We start from the raw sequence: 21,152 nt of genomic DNA on the forward strand, positions 1-21,152 counted from the left end.
TCCACCGCCCGGCGCGCCCGCCGTCGTACGCGGGCGGACGGAACGGGCGCTTCGTCTCGGGCGTGCGCTCCCGTGCCCCTGGCCCCCGCGACCGCGCGCCCTCTCCGCCCGCACCGGCTGCCGGAGAACGCCCCCGCACCTGAGACAATGGGGCCATGGCCTCCGACCTCCCCACCGACCAGCCGCAGACGGGCCGCACCGGTGCGGCCGCCCGCCCGCGCGTGCTCTCCGGCATCCAGCCCACCGCGGGCTCGTTCCACCTCGGCAACTACCTGGGCGCGGTGCGCCAGTGGGTGGCGCTGCAGGAGAGCCACGACGCCTTCTACATGGTCGTGGACCTGCACGCGATCACGGTCCCGCAGGACCCCGCCGAGCTGCGCGCCAACACCCGGCTCGCCGTCGCGCAGCTGCTCGCGGCCGGCCTGGACCCGGACCGCTGCACGCTCTTCGTCCAGAGCCACGTGCCCGAGCACGCCCAGCTCGGCTGGGTGATGAACTGCCTCACCGGCTTCGGCGAGGCGTCCCGGATGACGCAGTTCAAGGACAAGTCCGCCAAGCAGGGCGCCGACCGGGCCACCGTCGGCCTCTTCACCTACCCGGTGCTCCAGGTCGCGGACATCCTGCTCTACCAGGCGAACCAGGTCCCGGTGGGCGAGGACCAGCGCCAGCACATCGAGCTGACCCGCGACCTCGCCGAGCGCTTCAACGGCCGGTACGGCCAGACGTTCACCGTTCCCGCGCCGTACATCCTCAAGGAGACGGCGAAGATCTTCGACCTCCAGGACCCGGCGGTGAAGATGAGCAAGTCGGCCTCCACGCCGAAGGGGCTCATCAACCTGCTCGACGACCCGAAGGCCACCGCGAAGAAGGTGAGGAGCGCGGTCACCGACACCGACACGGTGATCCGGTTCGACGCCGAGAAGAAGCCGGGCGTCTCCAACCTGCTCACGATCCTCTCCACCCTCTCGGCCAGCCCCGTCGAGGAGCTGGAACGCAGGTACGAGGGCAAGGGCTACGGCGCGCTGAAGACCGACGTGGCCGAGGCCATGGTGGAATTCGTCACCCCCTTCCGGTCCCGCACCCAGGAATATCTGGACGACCCGGAGACGCTGGACTCGATCCTGGCCAAGGGGGCGGAGAAGGCCAGGGCCGTCGCCGCCGAGACGCTGGCGCAGACGTACGACCGGATGGGCTTCCTGCCTGCCAAGCACTGAGTCCAAGGACCCTGGCGAGATCACGGCCGCAGGGGCCACACTTGCGGCGGAACGTGCGGGCCGGGCAGCCGACCCGCACGGCATGACCGAAAAGCGACCATCGACGACGGAGGAGAACGACGTGGGGACCGTAACGCTCGGCGTTTCGATCGCGGTCCCGGAGCCCTACGGCAGCCTGCTCCAGGAACGCCGCGCGAGCTTCGGTGACCCTGCCGCCTACGGCATCCCCACCCACGTCACCCTGCTGCCGCCGACGGAGGCGGACGCGGCGGACCTGCCGGCGATCGAGGCGCACCTCGACGCGATCGCCACGGCCGGCCGCCCGTTCCCGATGCGGCTCTCCGGCACCGGCACCTTCCGCCCCCTGTCGCCGGTCGTCTTCGTCCAGGTCGTCGCGGGCGCCTCGGCCTGCTCCTGGCTCCAGAAGCGGGTACGGGACGCGTCCGGGCCGCTGGTGCGCGAGCTCCAGTTCCCGTACCACCCGCACGTCACCGTGGCCCACGGCATCTCCGAGGAGGCGATGGACCGGGCCTACGAGGAGCTGGCGGAGTACGAGGCGGCCTGGACCTGCGGCTCCTTCGCCCTGTACGAACAAGGCCCGGACGCCGTCTGGCGCAAGCTCCGCGACTTCCCGTTCGGCGGAGGCGGCGGCGCGCCCGCCGTCCCCGCCCAGGGCGGCTGTACGATCGAGGCGTCGTCCTCGGCCCCCTCGCTGCGGCCCTGATCCGACCGCCCGGGGGCGGCCGACGTACGGGAAGCCCCCGCTCAGACCGGCAGCCGGCGGAACAGCGGGCGCGGGAGGTGCCGCAGCGCCGCCATCACCACCCGCAGCGAACCGGGCACCCACACGGTCTCCGAGCGCCGCCGCAACCCCGTGACGATCGCCTCCGCCACCTCCTCCGGACCCGTCGCGAGCGGCTGCTCCGGCCGTCCCGCCGTGGCCCGGGTCCGTACGAAGCCCGGCCGGACGACCAGCACCTGCACCCCGGTCCCCTCCAGCGCGTCCCCGAGCCCCTGGGCGAACGCGTCGAGCCCCGCCTTGCTGGAGCCGTAGATGAAGTCCGCGCGCCGGGCCCGCTCCCCGGCCACCGAGGACAGCACCACCAGCGAACCGTGCCCCTGCGCCTGGAGTGCGCCCGCGCACACCAGCCCGGCGGAGACCGCCCCCGTGTAGTTGGTCTGGGCGACCCGGACCGCGGCCATCGGCTCCTCCTCGTCCCGCGCCTGGTCGCCGAGGACCCCGAACGCCATCAGCGCCACGTCGACGTCGCCCTCCGCGAAGACCTTGCCGAGGACCGCCTCGTGGGAGGCGGGGTCCAGCGCGTCGAACTCGACGGTCCGCACCTCCGCTCCTCGGCCCCGCAGCTCGGCGGCGGCCGACTCCAGGGCGGGGGAGGGGCGCCCGGCCAGCCAGACCCGGCGGGTGCGCAGGGCGATCAGCCGCCGCGCGGTGGCCAGGGCGATCTCGGAGGTGCCGCCGAGGACGAGCAGGGACTGCGGGGCGCCGAAGGCATCCTTCACGTACATCTCCTGGTCAGTGAGGGTGGGGAAAGGCGCGGGCGGAAGGGGCGAAAGCCGTTCACAGCCCGAGGCGGCGCGAGAGGTCGGAGCGGAACGCCCCCGTCGGGTCCAGCCGCGCCCGCAGCTCCCGGAACTCCGTGAGACCCGGGTACATCGCGGCCGCCGTCTCCGGCCGCATCCGGGAGTCCTGCGCCAGGCAGACCCGGCCCCCGGCGGCGGCCACCTCCTCGTCCAGGCCGTCCAGGAAGCGGGCCAGACCGGGCAGGGCGGCGGGCAGGTCGAGGGTCAGCGACCAGCCGGGCGCGGGGAACGACAGGAGGCCGGGGCCCGCCGCCCCGAACCGTTGCAGCACCACCCGCAGGGCGGGGCCGCGGCCCACCGCGAGCCGGCGCACCACCCGGTGCAGGATCTCCTCGTGGCCGTACCCCACGGTGAACCCGTACCGCACCAGGCCGCCCCGGCCGTACAGGAGGCTCGCCTCCGGGCGGGCGTCCGGGGCGTGGAAGAAGGCCGTGGCCGGAAGCAGCTCACCGGCGCGCAGGCGGGGCGCGATCCGGTGGCGGACCCCGTTGCACAGGGCGGCCGGGCCCGACCCGAGCAGCCTGCCCGGCACCGGAGGCAGCCCGGCGAGGAGGCCGGAGAGGGGGCGGAGGAAGGGGCCGGGGGACGGGAACCGCCACCCGGTGCCGGAGCGGCCGGGCCACCAGATGCGCCCCGCGTGCGCCGGGCGCGCATGAGGAGGCGCGTGCTCCCCCCGGGTGAGGATCCCGCGCCCGGCGGCCCGGCCCCGGGCCGTCGGATCGATCCACGCGGAGGCGTACGGCAACCGGTCCCCGCCCGCCGTGAAGCGGGCCAGCACCTCGTCCAGGTCCCCGGCCCGCTCGGTGGAGACCGACATCAGCGCCGTGGCGACGGGCCGCACCCGGAGCGTGGCGCCCAGGATCACCCCGGTCAGCCCCAGCCCCCCGGTGGTCGCGTCGAAGAGAGCGGTGCCCGGAAGCACCGTACGGATCTCGCCGTCGGCGGTGAGCAGCTCCAGGGCGCTCACCTGCCGGGCGAAGGAGCCCGAGCGCCGGTGGTCGAGGCCGGGCAGGTCGGAGGCGATCGCCCCGCCGACCGTCAGCCTGCCGGTCCCGGGCACGACCGGCGGGAACAGCCCCAGCGGCAACAGCACCCGCAGCAGCCGTTCCAGGCTCACCCCCGCGTCGCAGTGCACCGCCCCGGCGGCCGGGTCGACGCCGATCCGGGCCAGGCCCGTCAGGTCGAGCACCGAGCCGCCGGCGTTCTGCGCCGCGTCCCCGGGCGACCGCCCCAGCCCGCGCGCGATGACGCCCCGCGGCCCCCGCCCGCGGACGACGGCGGCCGCCTCCTCGTACGTACGGGGGCGGAACCGCACGGCGGTCGTCGGGGCGGTGCGGCCCCAGCCGGTCAAGGACACCGTGTCGACGGACATGAAGGTGACCGTATCGTCCGGTAAATCCCCTTTGCGGCATTGGTCACTCCGCTCACCGGAACGGGTGACGGCGGGTGTGTCAGCGGAGCGTGGCGGGCATCCGCCGGAGGCGTCCGGGAGAGTCCGGGGCGGGCCACTGGTGTTCCGGGCCCAGGAGGGTAGGCGTGAGGCCATGGACTGGCTCAAGAGACTTCCGGGGATCGGCCCCCTGGTCGCCCGGTTGATGGAGACGCACGCGTGGCGTTCCTACGAGCGGCTCGACCGGGTCCACTGGACCAGGCTCGCGGCGGCGATCACCTTCATCAGCTTCCTGGCGCTCTTCCCGCTGATCGCGGTCGGCGCGGCGATCGCCGCCGCTCTGCTGAGCGACCGGCAGATCGACACCCTCAAGGACCAGCTGGCCGACCAGGTGCCCGGCATCTCCGACCAGTTGGGGATCGACGGGCTGATCGCCAACGCCGGGACGATCGGCCTGGTGGCGGGCGCCCTGCTGCTGTTCACCGGGGTCGGCTGGGTCGGCTCGATGCGCGAGTGCCTGCGGGCGGTCTGGGAGCTGGACGACGTCCAGGAGGCCAACCCCGTCGTCGCCAAGGTGAAGGACGCGGTCCTGCTGGTCGGCCTCGGCGGGGCGGCGCTGGCCACCCTGGCGGTCTCCACCGTCGGTTCGACGGCGGTCGGCTGGACCGCCGACCTGATCGGCATCCCCGAGAACGGGGCCGGCGGCGTCCTGCTGCGGGTGGCGGCGCTGGCGGTCGCGGTCGCCGCCGACTTCCTGCTGCTGCTCTACCTGCTGTCGCTGCTGCCCGGCGTGGAGCCCCCGAGGCGGCGGCTGATGGTCGCGGCCCTGCTCGGCGCGGTCGGCTTCGAACTGCTCAAGCTGCTGCTGGGCAGCTACATGAAGGGCGTGGCGGGCAAGAGCATGTACGGCGCGTTCGGCGTGCCGATCGCGCTGCTCCTGTGGATCAACTTCACCGCGAAGCTGCTGCTGTTCTGCGCCGCCTGGACGGCGACCGGCAGCAAGGAGGAGGGGGGCGTGGGGCGGGAGGAGGAGTCCGGGGAGTCCGGGACGGAGCAGGCCGCAGCCGGGGCCCCCGGGACGGAGCAGGCCGCCGCCGAGGCCCCCGGCGGCTCCACCCGCGTCTAGGGCTTGTCGGCCGGGGCGGCCGGTGCAGGTGCTGCGGCGCTCTCCGCCCCGCCCCCCGCTTCCGGCTTCCCCGCCGCCTCCGGCGTCCCCGCTTCCGCGTCGCGGGCCCGTCCGGTCAGCGGCCAGCGGCGGTTGACCAGGAAGACCGCGGCGGCCAGGACCACCAGCAGGCCGCCGATGATCGCCAGAGCGGTCCCGACCCCGTTGGCACCCTCCGGGGCGGACGCGTGCGTGGCCTCCGCCTGGCCCTTCGGGCCCTGGTCCGCGCCGGCGGCGGGCGCCGCGCCCTTGCCGCCGTTGGTGGAGCCGGTGCCGGTGTCCACGGACTTCGGCGGCACCAGCTGGCCGACCGGGGCCACCTTGCCGCTGGCGGCGAAGCCCCAGTCCAGCAGGTGCGCGGCCTCCTTGTAGACGGCGTGGCTCTCCTCCGCGGCCGGGTTCATGACCGTGACCAGCAGCACCTTGCCGTTGCGCTCGGCGACGCCGGTGAAGGTGTTGCCCGCGTGGGTGGTGTAGCCGTTCTTGACGCCCGCGATGCCCTGGTACGGATCCACGCCGATGTCCCCGGTGATCAGCCGGTTGGTGTTCTGGATCTCGAAGGAATCGCGCTTCTCGCCCTTCTTCTTCTCACCGGGGAATTCGGCCGACGCCGTCGCCGCGTACTCGCGGAAGTCCTTCTTCTGGAGTCCGCTGCGGGCGATGAGGGTCAGGTCGTACGCGCTGGAGACCTGGCGCGGCGCGTCGTAACCGTCCGGTGAGACCACCACGGTGTCCAGCGCCTGGAGCTCCTCGGCGTGCGCCTGCATCGCGTCCACCGTCTTCTGGACGCCGCCGTACATCTCCGACAGGACGTGCACCGCGTCGTTGCCCGACCGCAGGAACACCCCCAGCCACAGGTCGTGGACCGTATAGGTGTGGTCCTCCTTGATCCCGACGAGGCTGCTGCCCTCGCCCACCCCGGACAGCTCGCTCGCCTTCACCTTGTGGGTCAGGGTGGCGGGCTGGAGCGCGGGCAGGAGCGTGTCCGCGAAGAGCATCTTCAGCGTGGAGGCGGGCGGCAGCCGCCAGTGCGCGTTGTGCGCCGCCAGGACGTCCCCGCTCTCCGCGTCCGCGACGATCCAGGAGCGCCCGCTCAGCTTCTTGGGCAGCACCGGCGCTCCCGGGCCCAGATTGACCTGGGTGCCGGCCTTGCCGAGCTGCTCGCCGCCCAGGCTCGACATCGTGTTCGGCGGCTTGGGCTGTTTGTCGTCGCTCTTGTCCTTGTCGGCCGCCGCGGCGGGACTGAGGACGAAACCGGACAAAAATGCGGCGGAGGCGATCGTGAGGACGATCTTTTTCAGAGCAGGCACGGTCGGAAACGTACAGGGAGAAGGAGGGGATGCGGACCCGGACCGGCGGACCCGCCGCAGGGAACGCCGGGACGGACCTGTCCGCAGGCCACCCCGGAGGGGAGCGTCGGCCCGCGGCGGCGATACTGGACCCATGAAGCTCAGCCGCCGCGTGTCCTGGTTCCTGCTCGCGTTCGGGGTGTGGAGCTGGTTCATCTGGATCACTTTCGTCAAAAACCTGTGGCAGGACGGCAGCGGCCTCGCCTTCGACGACGCGGGCGATCCGACCGGTTACTTCTGGGTGCACCTGCTGCTCGCCATCACGTCCTTTCTTCTGGGGACGGCGGTCGGCGTGATCGGGTTGCGCGGGGTCCGGGCTTTGCGCGACGAGCGCGTATGACGACGGGAACGTGGGGAAGCTCGGATGGCAGCAGTGGTCTTCGCTCTGGTGGCGCTCGTGGTGCTGGCGCTGCTCGGCGCCGTACACCGGTACCTGTGGCGGCGCTTCGTCGGTGACACCACCGCGCCGGGCAGCACGCTGCGCCGGGTGGGCACCGTCGCGGCCTTCGTGCTCCCGCTGCTGAGCGTCGGCGCGATGGCCTCGGGGCGGACGGGCGCTCCCTTCTGGCTCCAGCAGGTGCTGGCCTGGCCGGGGTTCCTGTGGCTGGCCTGTCTGCTGTACCTGACGCTGGCGCTGCTCGTGGGCGAGGTCGTCCGCCCGGTCCTCCTCCGGCTCCTCGCCCGCCGTGACACGAGGTCGGGCGCGCCGGGAAGCGGAACGGCATCCGGAGCGGCGTCGGGCACGGGTTCCGAGCCGGCCGCCGAGGCCCAGGGCGGGGCCCGCCCCCGTACCGGGGAGCTGGTGCCGTCCGGACCGGCCGGTGCGCCGACCTCGTCGGACCTCTCCCCGGACGCCTCCTCGTCCGTCGCCCCGCACTCCGCGGACGCGGCGGTACGGACCGCCGCGGAGCCGGTGACGGAACCGGAAGCGGAACCCACGACGGAACCCGCGGCGGAGCCGGCCGCCCCCACCGCAACCGCCCCCACCGCCGCTGCCCCAGGCCCCTCCCGCCGCCTCTTCGTCTCCCGGGTGGTCGGCGGCGCGGCGGCCGCCGCCGGGCTGGCCACCGTCGGGTACGGCGCCTACGGCGTGCTGCGCGGCCCGAGCGTCCGGCGGATCACCGTCCCGCTGGCCAAACTGCCCCGGGCGGCCCACGGTTTCCGGATCGCCGTGGTCAGCGACATCCACATCGGCCCGATCCTCGGCCGCGCGCACACCCGCCGGATCGTCGACACGATCAACGCGACCTCGCCCGACCTGGTCGCCGTCGTCGGCGACCTCGTCGACGGGTCCGTCGCCGACCTCGGCTCCGCCGCCGAACCGCTGGCCGCCCTGCGGGCCCGGCACGGCAGCTACTTCGTCACCGGGAACCACGAGTACTTCTCCGGTGCGCAGCAGTGGGTCGACCACGTCCGCGAACTGGGCCTGGTCCCGCTGGAGAACGCGCGGGTGGAGATCGAGGGCTTCGACCTCGCCGGCGTCAACGACATCGCGGGCGAGACCGAGGGCCAGGGGCCGGACTTCGTCCGCGCGCTGGGCGACCGGGACCGGGGCCGCGCCGCCGTCCTCATGGCGCACCAGCCCGTCGTGATCCACGACGCCGTCGAGCACGGCGTCGACCTCCAGCTCTCCGGACACACCCACGGCGGACAGCTCTGGCCCGGCAACTTCCTCGCCGAGCTGGCCAACCCCACCGTCGCCGGGCTCGAACGCTACGGCGACACCCAGCTGTTCGTCTCGCGCGGCGCCGGAGCCTGGGGGCCGCCGGTCCGGGTGGGCGCACCCTCCGACATCACCGTCGTGGAGCTCGCCTCCCGCCAGGCGTAGCCCCGTTGCGGGTGCGACGGGTCGGGAACTCCGGGGTGATCGTCATGAAATCCACACCGCCAGATCACCGTCCGCTACATAAACCCGCAGGTGAAAGGCAGGAAACAGCCTTTTCGGACAGGGTTTCCCGATCGTGTCCAACAAAAGGCTGTCAGCGCCCCATTTACTCTTCCAGATGTGAAAATCGTGTGATTGGGTAAGCGCGAACATGCGGCGATGTGCGCGTCCCAGACGCCACCGCCGAGGTGGGGTTGGCAAGGGAGAGCACGGCAATGCGGTCGGTCCGGGTACGGATTCTCGCGATTCTCGCGGTATTGGTCATAGCGGGCGTCGGTGCCTGGCAACTGCTCCCGTCGGGGGAGGGAAAGACCGACGCGATCACGGTCGGGACGTCGGACGTCGTCACCTCGCTCGACCCGGCCGGCGCCTACGACGCGGGCTCCTGGGCGATCTACAGCAACCTCTACCAGTCGCTGATGACCTTCAAGCCCGGCGCCGTCACGCCGGAGCCGGACGCGGCGGAGAGCTGCGGGTTCGTCGGGCAGAAGCTCCAGACGTACCAGTGCAAGCTCCGTGACGACCTGGTCTTCTCCAACGGTCGCAAGATCACCGCCGAGGACGTCAAGTACTCCTTCGACCGGATCTTCACGATCAAGTCGGACGTCGGTCCCGCGGGCCTCTTCCCCACCCTCGACACCGTCACCACCGAGGGCCGGACGATCACGTTCAACCTCTCCGCACGGGACGCGACCTTCCCGCAGAAGATCGCCACCGGCGCCGCGGCGATCGTCGACCCGACCAAGTACCCGAAGGACAAGATCCGCAAGGGTGACCAGGTCGACGGCTCCGGCCCGTACGTCCTGAAGTCGTACGAGACGAACAAGAGCGCCGAGCTGGTGCCGAACCTCAAGTACAAGGGCGCGCTCAAGAAGACCGGCGAAGCGGTCGACATCCGGTACTTCAAGACCTCCGAGGAGCTCCAGAGGTCCTGGGACAGCGGCGAGGTGGAGATCGCGCACCGCCAGCTCCCCTCCGAGACCCTCGCCGAGCTGGACCAGAACGACCCGGAGGTGCGGGTGACCGAGGCGGCCAGCGCCGAGATCCGCAACGTCGTCTTCAACTTCCGCGAGGGCTCGCCCTTCCAGGAGAAGAAGGTCCGCCAGGCCGTCGCCGCGCTCCTCGACCGGGGCCCGCTGGTGCGGAACGTCTACCAGGGCACCGTCGACCCGCTGTACTCGCTGATCCCCACCGGCTACATCGGGCACAGCACCCCCTTCTTCGACACCTACCCCACCTCCGACCCCCAGCGCGCCGCGCAGCTCCTGGAGCAGGCCGGGGCGAAGACGCCGGTCCCCGTCTTCTTCGCCTACCGCGAGGGCGACATGTACACCAAGGAGACCGCCGAGCTGCGCCGGCAGATGGAGAAGGACGGCCTGTTCAAGGTCACGCTCAAGGCCGTGGAGTGGACGAAGTACCAGAAGGAGTACGCGGCCGGTAAGTACGACATGTACACCGTCGGCTGGTTCCCCGACTTCCCGGACCCGGACACCTTCAGCCAGCCCCTCGTCGGCACCGGCAACGTCCTGCACAGCGGCTACTCCAGCAAGAAGATGGATCAGCTGATCGCCGCCACCCAGCAGTACAGCGACCGCAGCCGCACCTCCGCCGACTTCAAGGAGCTGCAGTCGCTGGTCGTCGAGGACGTCCCCCTGCTGCCGCTGTGGCAGAAGAAGGACTACGTCGTCGCCAAGTCCGACGTCGCCGGCTCCCAGTACCTCTCCGACGGCACCGGCACCTGGCGCCTGTGGGAGCTCAGCCGGATCTGACCGGGTCAGCCGACGGGACGGCCGGGGCCCTGCGCCCCGGCCGTCGCCGCACCCGGAAGGAACTCCACCAGCAGCCCGTGGACCTGCCGCACCAGCGGCCGCAGCACCCGGAACCGGGAGAGCGCGACGGCCCGTGCCACGATCGGCGCGGTGCGCTCGACCAGCCTGCGGCTGCGCTCGGCGCCCTCGCTGCGGTCGTACACCCAGTGGAGCACCAGCCCCATCTGCATCAGCCACATCAACTGCGGCAGCAGCGGAGCCAGTTCCGGGTCGCTCTTGACGTCGGCTCCCGCGAGGCACCGCTCGTGGATGGAGATCGCCGCGTCCCGCGCGGCGGAGGAGTCCTCGGAGAACGGGGAGAGCGGGCTGTCCGGGTCGGCCGCGTTCTTGAAGAACTGGGCGGCGAAGCGGTGGTACGGCTCGGCCACGTCCAGCCAGCCCAGCAGGACGCCCCTGATCCGTACGGTCAGGTCCCGGTCGCCCTCCAGCACCGGCCGGACCGCCGCGGCGTGCTCGCCGGCGATCCGGTCGTAGAAGCCCTGGACCAGGTGCTCCTTGGAGGAGAAGTAGTAGTAGGCGTTGCCGACCGAGACGCCCGCCTCCTGGGCGATGGCCCGCATGGTCGTCCGGTCGTAGCCGCGCTCCGCGAAGAGCCGGAGCGCCGTTTCGAGAATCAGCGTGCGGGTCTGCTCGCTCTTCGCGGCCTTGGCCGGCCTGTTCTCCTGCACGTTCTTCTCTTCCTTCACCACGGGCCCAAGGTTATCGGGGGCCCCGGGGGCCGCCCGGCGGGGTGGCGCACGCGGGGCCCCCGGGGGCGCAGGGCGGCACGGCCGTCCAGCGGTAGCGGGCGGCCGCCAGTACGGTGCCCCTGACGAAGGGCCGCCCGGCCGGGGTGGTCAGCCAGTGGGCGCGGGAACGGTACGCGGCCAGCGCCCAGAGGCAGACGATCCAGGCGGCGGCCTCCCGGTAGACCTGGCCCAGATCGCCGACCGCGGTGATCTCCCGGAGCGTCGCCGCGTGGTCCAGCGCCGGGAACCGCCGTACCGCCTCCGCCGAGCCGGCCGGCACGAGGTCGATCGGGACGAGCTGCCGCTGCCGCTGGAGCCAGCCCCCCAGATGGAGGCAGAGCGGGCACCGCTCGTCGTAGAGCACGGTGAGCCGGCGGACGGGGGCGGGCGGGGCGGCGGCGGGGTACGGAGCCGGGCCCGGCTCCGCCGGGGGCGCGACCCGGACCACCGGGCTCACCGCCCGGCCGCAGGGGCGGCCCACGGGCCCTGGGCGCCCGGAGGGGTCCAGCCCTGCGGCGCCACCGGCGGTGTCTGCTCCCGCTCCAATGCGCTGCGGCGGCGGATGCGGCTGAGCACCCACACGTTGCCCAGGTGCATCACGCCGAGCACCAGCAGGACCACGCCCACCTTCACCGAGAGCGCTTCGAACAGCTCCCGGGCGGTGGCCACCCCGTCGGCGTTCTTCAGGTAGAGCGCGACGAACCCGAGGTTGACCAGGTAGAAGCCGACCACCAGCAGGTGGTTGACGGCCTCGGCGAGCCTCTCGTTCCCCCGCAGCACGTCGGCGAGGAAGACCCGCCCGTTGCGGCTGAGGGTGCGGGCGACCCAGACGGTGAGCGCCACGCTGACGAACAGGTAGACGACGTACGCGACCACAGTGAGGTCCATGCCCCACCCTCCTTTGAACGCGTTCAAAACGCTGCGTGGGCATGACTGTAGACCCCTTCTTGAACATGTTCAAGAAGGGGTCTGCGGGGGAATCACCGGGTGCGCCTCACCGGCCCTCGGGCCCGGCCGTCTCCGTCAACGCGTCCGCGATCTCTGCCCGCAGCGCCTCGCCGTGCCGGGGCGTCAGCTCCGCGAGAGCCCTGTTCCACTCCCCGGCCGCCCTCTCCACCGCCTCCCGGAAGCCCCGCTCCATCGGGCGACGGGCGAAGAACAGTGCCACCGCGCCCACCGGACGCAGCAGCCACCGCCCGCGCACGCCCAGCACGACGGAGATCCGCCAGGAGCCGTCGTCGGCCGGGCGCGGGGTGACCGTGAGGCGGGCCCTGGCCAGCCGGTGCACCGCCCGCGCGGAGAGGGGAGGCCGGGCGGCCGGGGGAGCTGAGGAGGGCCGGTCCACCGCCGCCCACCAGGCGGCGAGATCGGCGGTGCCGCGCCCGGAGACGCGGTACAGCGAGCCGCCCTCGGGCCGGTGCCCGGAGACTGAGAGGTCCAGCGCCCGGGGGCTGCGGGGCTCGCTCAGCCGCACCTTCACGCGCAGCGCCAGATCGTCGTCCGCGACCCGGCTCTCCACCTCGACGGAGCGCCCCGGCCGCCACGCGCGCAGCACGACGGACTCGACCGTCGAAGACGCCTCGGGCTCGGCCGGGCCCTCCACCCCGCGGGGCCGCTCGGGCTTCCCGGTCTCCGGCGGGGCCTGCCCGTACCGCGCCCCCGTCCGCAGATGGCGGCCCTCCACCAGGCGCAGGCCGTCCACCGTCCGTCCGTCGGCCAGCAGGACCGACCCGCCCGGCCCCACCCGGGAGGAGTCGAGGAGATCCACCAGCGTGTCGGCCGCCTCCTCGAACCATCTGCGGTCCAGAGGCGTGACGGTGACCGTGTGCGTAAGACGTGCCATGGGGCGGCCCTCGGAGCGCTCAGATACTCATGGAGCGGGCCTGGTTGAGCTGGCCCATGACGGCGGGGAAGGTGTGCGGCCCCATCGCCGGGATCATCGTGGAGTGGTGCCGGCCGCCGCTGGTGACCGTGACCTGGACGAAGCCGGTCGTCCGCTTCTCCTTCATCAGCAGGAACAGCAGGCCGATCAGGCAGAAGAGGGCGAAGACGATCGCCAGCACGACCGCGTGCGCCGGGATCTTCTCCTCGGTGCGCGACATGTCCGTGGCCGTCCAGACCGCGCCCTTGAGCGGCATGGTCCCGGACGGGGTGACGATCGCGTCGCTCATCACGGTGATGTCGCCGATCGAGAGCATCGGCACACCGCCCTGGCCCGGCATGCCCTGAGCCACCGGAAGGTACGGGCCGGGCATCGTCGGCTGGGCGTGCGGGGCGTACGGGGGGTAGCCGTAACCGGGGCCGGGCTGGGCCGCGGACTCCGGCAGCGGCTGCGGATAGCCGTACGCCGGTGCGCCGCCCGGATCGGGGTAACCGTACGCCTGGCCGTCCGCGACGGTGGGCTGGTGGCCCGGCTGCTGGGGCGGGCCCCACGTGTACGCGTCGCCCGCGGACGGATTCGGCTCGCTCACGAGTATCCCCGTTCTCTTTCTTCGGTCTTCAGCTCCGCTGAACCGTACCGCCCGGACGGGCCCGGTGCAGCAACAGGCCCCGCCCCCGGCAGCGGTGGGCTGCGGGGGCGGGGCCTGTCGGCGTAACCGGTGTTACGGGAGGGTCAGAAGCGACGCGTGATGAGCGCGCGCTTCACCTCCTGGATCGCCTTGGTGACCTCGATGCCACGCGGGCAGGCGTCCGTGCAGTTGAACGTGGTGCGGCAGCGCCACACGCCGTCACGGTCGTTGAGGATCTCCAGCCGCTGCTCGCCGGCCTCGTCGCGCGAGTCGAAGATGAAGCGGTGCGCGTTGACGATCGCCGCCGGGCCGAAGTACTGGCCGTCGTTCCAGAACACCGGGCACGAGGACGTGCACGCGGCGCACAGGATGCACTTGGTGGTGTCGTCGAACCGCTCGCGGTCCTCGGGGGACTGCAGACGCTCGCGGGTCGGCTCGTTCCCCTTGGTGATGAGGAAGGGCATGACGTCGTGGTACGCCTGGAAGAACGGGTCCATGTCGACCACGAGGTCCTTGAGGACCGTGAGGCCCTTGATGGCCTCGACCGTGATCGGCTTGTCCGGGTTGATGTCCTTGATCAGCGTCTTGCAGGCGAGCCTGTTCTTGCCGTTGATCCGCATCGCGTCGGAGCCGCAGATCCCGTGGGCGCAGGAACGGCGGAACGTCAGGGTGCCGTCGAGCTCCCACTTGATCTTGTGAAGGGCGTCGAGGACGCGCTCCTTCGGGTCGATCTCGATCTGGAAGTCCTGCCACTCGACCTGGTCCGACACCTCGGGGTTGAAGCGGCGGATGCGGAACGTGGCGGTGATGAACGGCGAGTCGGCGAAACCGGCCTCGGCCTTGTCGGTCTTGTCCAGGGTCGGGGTAGCCATCAGTACTTACGCTCCATCGGCTGGTAGCGGGTCGTCACGACCGGCTTGTAGTCGAGCCGGATCGACTCGGCGCCGTCGGCGGCCACCTCGCGGTACGCCATGGTGTGGCGCATGAAGTTGACGTCGTCGCGGTTGGGGTAGTCCTCGCGGTAGTGACCGCCGCGGGACTCCTTGCGGGCGAGCGCGGAGACCGCCATGACCTCGGCCAGGTCGAGCAGGTTGCCCAGCTCGATGGCCTCCAGCAGGTCGGTGTTGAACCGCTTGCCCTTGTCCTGGATGGACACGTTCAGGTAGCGCTCGCGCAACTCGGCGATCTTGGCGACCGCCGTCTTGATGGTCTGCTCGGTGCGGAACACCATCACGTTGGCGTCCATGCACTCCTGGAGCTCCGTGCGCAGCGCCGCGACGCGCTCGGTGCCGGTGGAGTTGCGCAGCCGCTCCACCTGGTCGGCGACGAGCTGGGCCGGGTTCTCGGGCAGCTCGACGAAGTCGCTCTTCGCCGCGTACTCGGCGGCCGCGATGCCGGAGCGCTTGCCGAAGACGTTGATGTCGAGCAGCGAGTTGGTGCCCAGGCGGTTGGCGCCGTGCACCGAGACGCAGGCGACCTCGCCCGCGGCGTACAGGCCGGGGACGACGGTGGTGTTGTCGGCCAGCACCTCGCCCTCGACGTTGGTCGGGATGCCGCCCATGGCGTAGTGCGCGGTCGGCTGGATCGGGATCGGGTCCGTGTAGGGCTCGATGCCGAGGTACGTCCGCGCGAACTCCGTGATGTCCGGGAGCTTGGCGTCCAGCTGCTCCGGCGGCAGGTGCGTCAGGTCCAGGTACACGTGGTCGCCGGCGGGACCGCAGCCGCGGCCCTCGCGGATCTCCGTGTAGATGGAGCGCGAGACGACGTCACGGGAGGCGAGGTCCTTCATGACCGGCGCGTACTTCTCCATGAAGCGCTCGCCGTCCTTGTTGCGGAGGATGCCGCCCTCACCGCGGGCGCCCTCCGTCAGCAGGATGCCCATGCGCCAGATGCCCGTCGGGTGGAACTGGAAGAACTCCATGTCCTCCAGCGGCAGACCGCGCCGGTAGCAGGCGGCCTGGCCGTCACCGGTCAGGGTGTGGGCGTTCGACGTCACCTTGAAGAACTTGCCGGTGCCGCCGGAGGCGTAGATGACCGACTTGGCCTGGAAGATGTGGATCTCGCCGGTCGCCAGCTCGTACGCGACGACGCCGGCGGACTTCTTGACCCCGTCCACCTCGGTGATCAGCTGGTCCAGGACGTAGAACTCGTTGAAGAACTCCACGCCCTCCTTGACGCAGTTCTGGTACAGCGTCTGGAGGATCATGTGGCCGGTGCGGTCGCCCGAGTAGCAGGCGCGACGGACCGGGGCCTCACCGTGGCTGCGGGTGTGACCGCCGAAGCGGCGCTGGTCGATCTTGCCCTCGGGCGTGCGGCCGAACGGCAGGCCCATCTTCTCCAGGTCGAGGACGGCGTCGATGGCCTCCTTCGCCAGGATCTCGGCGGCGTCCTGGTCGACCAGGTAGTCACCGCCCTTGATCGTGTCGAAGGTGTGCCACTCCCAGTTGTCCTCCTCCACGTTGGCCAGCGCTGCGGCCATGCCGCCCTGCGCGGCGCCCGTGTGGGAGCGGGTGGGGTAGAGCTTCGTCAGCACGGCGGTGCGGCTGCGCTTGGTGGCCTCGATGGCCGCGCGCATGCCGGCGCCGCCGGCGCCGACGATGACGGTGTCGTACTTGTGGATCTGCATGGTTTTCCTCTGGTCCCTCTGTCCCGGCGCCTAGCGGATGTTCGGGTCGAAGGTGAAGATCACCAGCGTGCCCAGCAGGACGGTGAACACCGTGGCGGTGTACAGGAGCATCTTCAGCCAGAAGCGGGTGTTGTCCCGCTCGGCGTAGTCGTTGATGACCGTACGGAGGCCGTTGGCGCCGTGGAGCATGGCGAGCCACAGCATCAACAGGTCCCAGACCTGCCAGAACGGCGAGGCCCAGCGGCCCGCCACGAAGGCGAAGCCGATCTTGGAGACGCCGCCGTCGAGCACCAGCTGGATCAGCAGGTGGCCGAGGACGAGGACGACCAGGACGATGCCCGACAGGCGCATGAAGAGCCAGGCGTACATCTCGAAGTTGGTGCGCGATCCCTTGGGCGTCTTCTCCGTCCGCTTGCGCGGCGGCTCGATCACCGGGGCCGGGTGGTCGACGTCGTAGAGGCTCACGCCCTCGACGTCGCCGATCGCGGCTGCGGAAGAGGTCTCGCTGGACATGGGCCTCAGCTCCCGAAGAGATCGCGTACGGCGTGACCGAGGACGGGGTACAGGGCCCCGACCATCAGCACGATCCAGATGCCCACCACGGTCCAGAGCATCTGCTTCTGGAGGCGCGGGCCCTTGGCCCAGAAGTCCACGGCGATGATCCGCAGACCGTTCAGCGCGTGGAAGAGAATCGCGGCCACGAGGCCGTATTCGAGGAACGCGACGGGCCACGTCTTGTAGGTGGCCACGACGTCGTCGTACGCCTCGGGGGATACGCGGACGAGTGCGGTGTCCAGGACATGTACGAACAGGAAGAAGAAGATGAGGACACCGGTGACTCGATGAGCCACCCAGGACCACATGCCTTCCCGGCCGCGGTACAGCGTTCCAGCCGGCACGGAAGAACCCTCCGGGAGCGGGGATGAGGGCCGGCCGGCTTGACTGTCGGTCTGACCCGGCCGGGTACGGTCCACCGGCCCCGGCCATCGTAGCGACGCCGGGTCGGTTCGTTCGCGCCGGGGCCTCCGGTGTGATCAAACCGGCAATCAAACAGGCACGTACGGGCTAGAGCGCGGCGTGTCGCCGGGGCGCGGCGGGGGCGTCCCGGGGGAGGCGGGGGCCTACCGGCCGGGGTCCGCGGTGATCATTTCCACGATGCGGCTCCGGGCGAGTCGGCGCAGCTCCTCGGCGGTCACGGCCCGCTCCTCGTCCACCTCGTGCGCCAGCCGGACCTGGATTCCGGCCAGCACCTGGTCCACGTGGTGGGAGGGGGTGGAGGGGTCCAGGCAGATCACGAAGGCGTGGCCGAACCGGCTCTCGTACGCCGCGTGCGCGGCCCGCAGAGCCACATGGGCACCGGGATACGCGTCGTGGTGGAGGCAGGGGGCCGGCTCGGCGGCCAGGGCCTCCGCGATGTCGCCGGGCGCGAGGTCGTAGCCCGCCTCGTCGGACGCCGCCAGTAGGGCGCCGAGATCGGGGTAGGGGCGGTGGGCGGCCATGCGGTGGGCCCACCGCAGGCTGCCGCAGCACTCCAGGAAGGCCGCCTCGGCGGCGGCGAAGGGGAGGGTGTTGAAATGGGCGAGGCCGACGGCATGGTCGACCGGCGGCACGCCGGCGTGCTCCGTCCCCGGGCCGGCGCCCGGCGCCGGACGGCACGGCTGCGCGGGCACGGCCGGCCGGCCGGCCGGGGGCGTGGATCGCTTCGGCAGGCCGGCGGGGGACTCGCTGGACCTGGACAGCGTGGGCTCCTCGTGTCAACGACGGCTGGGACTCCGTGGTCCCGGAAAGGGACTCTCCGTCCTGGAAAGACAGGCCCGGGTGCGGGGAGGTTGCCCGGTGGGGGAGTGAGTTCCGCCGGGTGGGACGGGTTCCGCGGGGGCGGGAGCGCCCTCTGCGGGGGTGGTGCTGTGTTCCGGTTGGTGCTGTGTTCCGGCGGTCGGGCGAGCGGGTCGGGGGCGGGGGAGCGGTCCGGGAAGGGAAGGGGGAGCGGTCCGGGGGAAGGCCCGGAGGGAGGAGGGGAAGCCGCGGGACGCCTGTGCCGCAACGCTAGCGAGATCGACCGGGGGACGCCCGGCGGCCCACGGCGGAATCACCCGAACGGGAGAGTTTCGGAACGGGTGATGGACGTCTGACCAGCAGTCCGTCGAGGATCGTTCGCTTGTCCGATCTCTTCGGTGGGCGAGCCCGGGACAAAAATGCCAATCTTGCTCTCAGATCACCTCTTTTCCCCTCTCTTCACTCTTTTCACTCGCATGTAACCCCGTAATGGAGGAATCTGTCCGATGTCGCCCTCGCGTGGTGCCCTCGTCACCGGCGCGGCCGTCACGGCCGCGGCCGCCGTCGTCCTCACCGTCGTCGTCTGGCCGGAAGGCTCCGGCAGCGGGTCCTCCGGCGACACCGCGTCGCCCTCCGGAACCTCCGCCGAGGCGGCCCCCTCGCCGTCCCGCAGCTACCCGATGTCCAGCGCGCCGAGCACGGTCCCCGCCGTGCGCGAGCACACCGCCGCCCGGGGGCCCGGCTGGCAGCCCGGCGAGGACAGCGGGGTCGTCATCGCCGAGGGCAGCCGGGTGCTCGCCGACGAGGCGCGGCTGCTCGCCGACGAGCTGAAGATCCGCTACCGGGGCGCCGAGCCGGCGAAGGCGGGCGACGTCGAGCTGGCGCTCGGCGACAAGGACGCGGGCCCCGCCGAGTCGTACACGCTCACCGTGCGCGACCGGAAGGTGCGGATCACCGGGCCCGACGAGTCGGGCGTCTTCTACGGCACCCGTACCCTCAAGCAGTCCCTGAAGGCGGACGGCACGGTCCCCGAGGGCGTGGTCAACGACCGGCCGGACCGGCCGCAGCGCGGGCTCAACCTCGACATCGCGCGCAAGCACTACAGCGCGGAGTGGATCGAGGACCGCATACGTGAGATGGGCGACCTCAAGCTCAACCAGCTCGGCCTGCACTTCTCCGACGACCAGGCGTTCCGGATCGAGTCGAAGTCCCACCCCGAGGTGGTCTCCGACGAGGCCCTCACCCAGGACGAGGTCCGACGCATCGTGGGCCTCGCCAACAGCCGGCACATCGAGGTCGTCCCCGAGATCGACTCGCCCGGACACCTCGGCGCGGTCCTGGCCGCCCATCCCGACCTCCAGCTCCGCAACACGGCGGGCGTTCCGTCGAAGGGGTCCATCGACATCTCCAAGCCGGGCGCGGCCAAGATCATCGACGAGCTGCTCGACGAGTACACCGAGCTGTTCCCCGGCCGTTTCTGGCACCTGGGCGCGGACGAGTACCAGGCGCTGACCGTGCGGAATCCGGCCGCCTCCTACCCGCAGCTCCAGCGGGCGGCGGAGAAGGAGCACGGCTCCGGGGCCACCGTCGAAGACCTCGCCACCGGGTGGCTGAACGACCGCGCGGCCGTCGTCGTCCCGAAGGGCCGGACCCCCAAGGCGTGGAACGACGGCCTCTTCCGGGGCACGAAGGTCAAGGCCGACGAGAACATCGAGATCGAGTACTGGACCGGCAAGGAGATCGGCGCCCGCCCGCCGCAGGAGTACCTCGCCGCGGGCTACAAGGTGCTGAACCTCAACGACGAGTTCCTCTACTACGTGCTCGGCGAACCGAACGACTTCACCTACCCGACGGGCAAGCGGATCTACGAGCAGTGGACCCCGCTGGTCCTGCGCGGCACCGAACCCGTGGCCGAGCGCTACTCGAAGCAGATCCTCGGCGGCCGGTTCGCCGTCTGGGGCGACCTGGCGAACGCGCAGACCACCGAGCAGGTGGCGAACGGCATCAGGATGCCGCTGGCGGCCACCTCGCAGAAGCTGTGGGATCCGCGGAAGCCCTCGCTGAGCTGGGCGCGGTTCCAGGAGCTGGCGGAGCGGACGGGCAGCGCGGGCTGAACGCCGCGGCAGGGCCCCGAACGGGCCGCCGCCCCCGGCCGGCGCGCGACGGCCGGGGGCGGCGGCCCGTTTCCGCCGGACGGTCAGGCGTAGTTTCCGCCGGACGGTCAGGCGTAGTTTCCGCCGGACGGTCAGGCGTAGGTGTAGAACGGGGTGTGGTCCAGCATGTCCTGGGGGGTCGTGGCGGGGAACGGCGGCATGGTCTCGTTCAGGTCGATCACATCGGTCGTCCCCCCGGCGGGGAGGTACTTGGCGCTGGCCGGGTGGAGCGCCTGCCAGTCGGCCCAGAGCTTGTCGACGAACGCGTGGTGCAGCCAGAACACCGGGTCGTTCGGGGAGACGCTGGACTCCATCTGGCCCCAGACCCAGGTGTGCACGCGGTTGTGCATGCTCATGTACCCGTCCGAACCCTCCAGCGCGGCGCGGAAACCGGCCGAACCGTCGCGGAACGGGGCGGAGTCGTAGGTGGGGATGGCCAGGGCGGCGTCGACCTGGGACTTCGTCGGGAGCGTGGGAACGCGGTGGCCGAGGTTGCGGGCGAGGAACTCGCGGCTGTCGACCTGCACGTTGATCTTCCAGTTGCCGGTGGAGAAGGCGAAGGGGCCGTCCATCACCTGGTCGTCCAGGGGGCGGCCGGTGCCGCCGAGGAAGTCCGGTGCCCAGAGGGAGGAGGCGACGGTGTTGTCGGCGGTCCAGTCCCAGTAGGGGATCGACACCGAGGGGTTGAACTTCTGGAGCTCGCGCTCGAAGTCGATGAGGAACTTGCGGTGCCAGGGCAGGAACGGCGGGCCGAAATGGCCGACGTAGACGCCGGTGTTCATGTCGATCGCGAACCGGGTGCGGTGGGTGGAGACGAACTCGTCGTACACGCCCTTGCGCTTCATCCCCAGGACGGCGTCGACGAAGGCCTTCTTCTCGGAGGCCGTGAGGTTCGCCTGGTTCTTGCGTACGGTCATGGTCGCTG

Annotated in this window: 21 protein-coding genes; 7 read left to right on the plus strand and 14 right to left on the minus strand. The window is 71.6% G+C overall.

From position 1 onward, the window contains the following. The first annotated feature begins 221 nt into the window (after nucleotides 1–221). Both trpS and ACH4K1_RS02705 read left to right on the plus strand, forming a co-directional pair. On the plus strand, nucleotides 222–1,214 hold the full coding sequence (gene trpS, locus ACH4K1_RS02700) for a tryptophan--tRNA ligase (RefSeq protein WP_398086571.1): 993 nt from the start codon (nucleotides 222–224) through the stop codon (nucleotides 1,212–1,214). Nucleotides 1,215–1,335: 121 nt separating this feature from the next. Next, complete coding sequence (locus ACH4K1_RS02705; RefSeq protein WP_398085779.1) at nucleotides 1,336–1,938, plus strand: 2'-5' RNA ligase family protein; 603 nt, start codon at nucleotides 1,336–1,338, stop codon at nucleotides 1,936–1,938. Nucleotides 1,939–1,979: 41 nt separating this feature from the next. Here ACH4K1_RS02705 and ACH4K1_RS02710 read toward each other — a convergent pair whose 3' ends face one another. Further along, nucleotides 1,980–2,735, minus strand: coding sequence for a decaprenylphospho-beta-D-erythro-pentofuranosid-2-ulose 2-reductase (locus tag ACH4K1_RS02710; protein WP_398085782.1), 756 nt, complete (start codon nucleotides 2,733–2,735; stop codon nucleotides 1,980–1,982). Between the two features lie 58 nt (nucleotides 2,736–2,793). Next, nucleotides 2,794–4,188, minus strand: a complete 1,395-nt coding sequence (locus ACH4K1_RS02715) for an FAD-binding protein (RefSeq protein WP_398085784.1) — start codon at nucleotides 4,186–4,188, stop codon at nucleotides 2,794–2,796. Between the two features lie 172 nt (nucleotides 4,189–4,360). Here ACH4K1_RS02715 and ACH4K1_RS02720 point away from each other — a divergent pair, with 172 nt between their 5' ends. After that, a complete protein-coding gene (locus ACH4K1_RS02720; protein ID WP_398085787.1) occupies nucleotides 4,361–5,332 on the plus strand; it encodes a YihY/virulence factor BrkB family protein in 972 nt (323 codons plus the stop codon). On the opposite strand, the gene ACH4K1_RS02725 is transcribed toward ACH4K1_RS02720, so the two are convergent. Further along, nucleotides 5,329–6,681 (minus strand): D-alanyl-D-alanine carboxypeptidase family protein, encoded by a 1,353-nt coding sequence (locus tag ACH4K1_RS02725; RefSeq protein ID WP_398085790.1) that lies wholly within the window; start codon nucleotides 6,679–6,681, stop codon nucleotides 5,329–5,331. The genes ACH4K1_RS02720 and ACH4K1_RS02725 overlap by 4 nt on opposite strands. 133 nt (nucleotides 6,682–6,814) lie before the next feature. Between ACH4K1_RS02725 and ACH4K1_RS02730 the strand changes: the two genes are divergently transcribed. The 3 genes from ACH4K1_RS02730 to ACH4K1_RS02740 all read left to right on the plus strand — a co-directional run bounded on the left by ACH4K1_RS02730 (nucleotide 6,815) and on the right by ACH4K1_RS02740 (nucleotide 10,374). Next, nucleotides 6,815–7,060, plus strand: coding sequence for an SCO4848 family membrane protein (locus tag ACH4K1_RS02730; RefSeq protein WP_398085793.1), 246 nt, complete (start codon nucleotides 6,815–6,817; stop codon nucleotides 7,058–7,060). A 33-nt stretch (nucleotides 7,061–7,093) separates the two neighbouring features. Then, on the plus strand, nucleotides 7,094–8,548 hold the full coding sequence (locus ACH4K1_RS02735) for a metallophosphoesterase (RefSeq protein ID WP_398086573.1): 1,455 nt from the start codon (nucleotides 7,094–7,096) through the stop codon (nucleotides 8,546–8,548). Nucleotides 8,549–8,820: 272 nt separating this feature from the next. Then, nucleotides 8,821–10,374, plus strand: coding sequence for an ABC transporter substrate-binding protein (locus ACH4K1_RS02740; RefSeq protein ID WP_398085795.1), 1,554 nt, complete (start codon nucleotides 8,821–8,823; stop codon nucleotides 10,372–10,374). Between the two features lie 5 nt (nucleotides 10,375–10,379). On the opposite strand, the gene ACH4K1_RS02745 is transcribed toward ACH4K1_RS02740, so the two are convergent. The 10 genes from ACH4K1_RS02745 to ACH4K1_RS02790 all read right to left on the minus strand — a co-directional run bounded on the left by ACH4K1_RS02745 (nucleotide 10,380) and on the right by ACH4K1_RS02790 (nucleotide 17,908). After that, a complete protein-coding gene (locus ACH4K1_RS02745; protein WP_398085798.1) occupies nucleotides 10,380–11,123 on the minus strand; it encodes a TetR family transcriptional regulator in 744 nt (247 codons plus the stop codon). A gap of 10 nt (nucleotides 11,124–11,133) precedes the next feature. After that, complete coding sequence (locus ACH4K1_RS02750; protein ID WP_398086574.1) at nucleotides 11,134–11,610, minus strand: thiol-disulfide oxidoreductase DCC family protein; 477 nt, start codon at nucleotides 11,608–11,610, stop codon at nucleotides 11,134–11,136. A gap of 5 nt (nucleotides 11,611–11,615) precedes the next feature. Continuing rightward, a complete protein-coding gene (locus ACH4K1_RS02755) occupies nucleotides 11,616–12,050 on the minus strand; it encodes a hypothetical protein (protein ID WP_398085800.1) in 435 nt (144 codons plus the stop codon). Nucleotides 12,051–12,156: 106 nt separating this feature from the next. Beyond that, entirely contained in the window at nucleotides 12,157–13,005 is an 849-nt protein-coding gene (locus ACH4K1_RS02760) for a hypothetical protein (protein ID WP_398085802.1), read from the minus strand. Nucleotides 13,006–13,024: 19 nt separating this feature from the next. After that, on the minus strand, nucleotides 13,025–13,633 hold the full coding sequence (locus ACH4K1_RS02765) for a hypothetical protein (RefSeq protein ID WP_398085805.1): 609 nt from the start codon (nucleotides 13,631–13,633) through the stop codon (nucleotides 13,025–13,027). Nucleotides 13,634–13,776: 143 nt separating this feature from the next. Then, the gene (locus ACH4K1_RS02770; protein ID WP_073764687.1) at nucleotides 13,777–14,544 is read right to left on the minus strand and encodes a succinate dehydrogenase iron-sulfur subunit; all 768 of its coding nucleotides are present in this window, start codon (nucleotides 14,542–14,544) and stop codon (nucleotides 13,777–13,779) included. Further along, nucleotides 14,544–16,298: a succinate dehydrogenase flavoprotein subunit gene (sdhA, locus tag ACH4K1_RS02775; RefSeq protein ID WP_145797867.1), complete on the minus strand. Its 1,755-nt coding sequence runs from the start codon at nucleotides 16,296–16,298 to the stop codon at nucleotides 14,544–14,546. The genes ACH4K1_RS02770 and sdhA overlap by 1 nt, the downstream gene beginning before the upstream one ends. A 30-nt stretch (nucleotides 16,299–16,328) precedes the next feature. Further along, nucleotides 16,329–16,811 carry a succinate dehydrogenase hydrophobic membrane anchor subunit gene (locus ACH4K1_RS02780; protein WP_398085808.1) on the minus strand — a complete coding sequence of 161 codons (483 nt, stop codon included), beginning with the start codon at nucleotides 16,809–16,811 and terminating at the stop codon, nucleotides 16,329–16,331. Nucleotides 16,812–16,816: 5 nt separating this feature from the next. After that, nucleotides 16,817–17,197: a succinate dehydrogenase, cytochrome b556 subunit gene (gene sdhC, locus ACH4K1_RS02785; protein WP_030112669.1), complete on the minus strand. Its 381-nt coding sequence runs from the start codon at nucleotides 17,195–17,197 to the stop codon at nucleotides 16,817–16,819. A gap of 222 nt (nucleotides 17,198–17,419) precedes the next feature. Beyond that, entirely contained in the window at nucleotides 17,420–17,908 is a 489-nt protein-coding gene (locus ACH4K1_RS02790) for a 2-oxo-4-hydroxy-4-carboxy-5-ureidoimidazoline decarboxylase (RefSeq protein ID WP_398085812.1), read from the minus strand. A gap of 672 nt (nucleotides 17,909–18,580) precedes the next feature. On the opposite strand from ACH4K1_RS02790, the gene ACH4K1_RS02795 reads away from it, so the two are divergent. Then, a complete protein-coding gene (locus tag ACH4K1_RS02795; protein WP_398085814.1) occupies nucleotides 18,581–20,188 on the plus strand; it encodes a family 20 glycosylhydrolase in 1,608 nt (535 codons plus the stop codon). A gap of 131 nt (nucleotides 20,189–20,319) precedes the next feature. Here ACH4K1_RS02795 and ACH4K1_RS02800 read toward each other — a convergent pair whose 3' ends face one another. Beyond that, nucleotides 20,320–21,144: a tyrosinase family protein gene (locus tag ACH4K1_RS02800; RefSeq protein ID WP_398085817.1), complete on the minus strand. Its 825-nt coding sequence runs from the start codon at nucleotides 21,142–21,144 to the stop codon at nucleotides 20,320–20,322. Between the last annotated feature and the right edge of the window lie 8 nt (nucleotides 21,145–21,152).

The organism is Streptomyces sp. NPDC017448 (assembly GCF_044330565.1).
Taxonomy (GTDB): domain Bacteria; phylum Actinomycetota; class Actinomycetes; order Streptomycetales; family Streptomycetaceae; genus Streptomyces.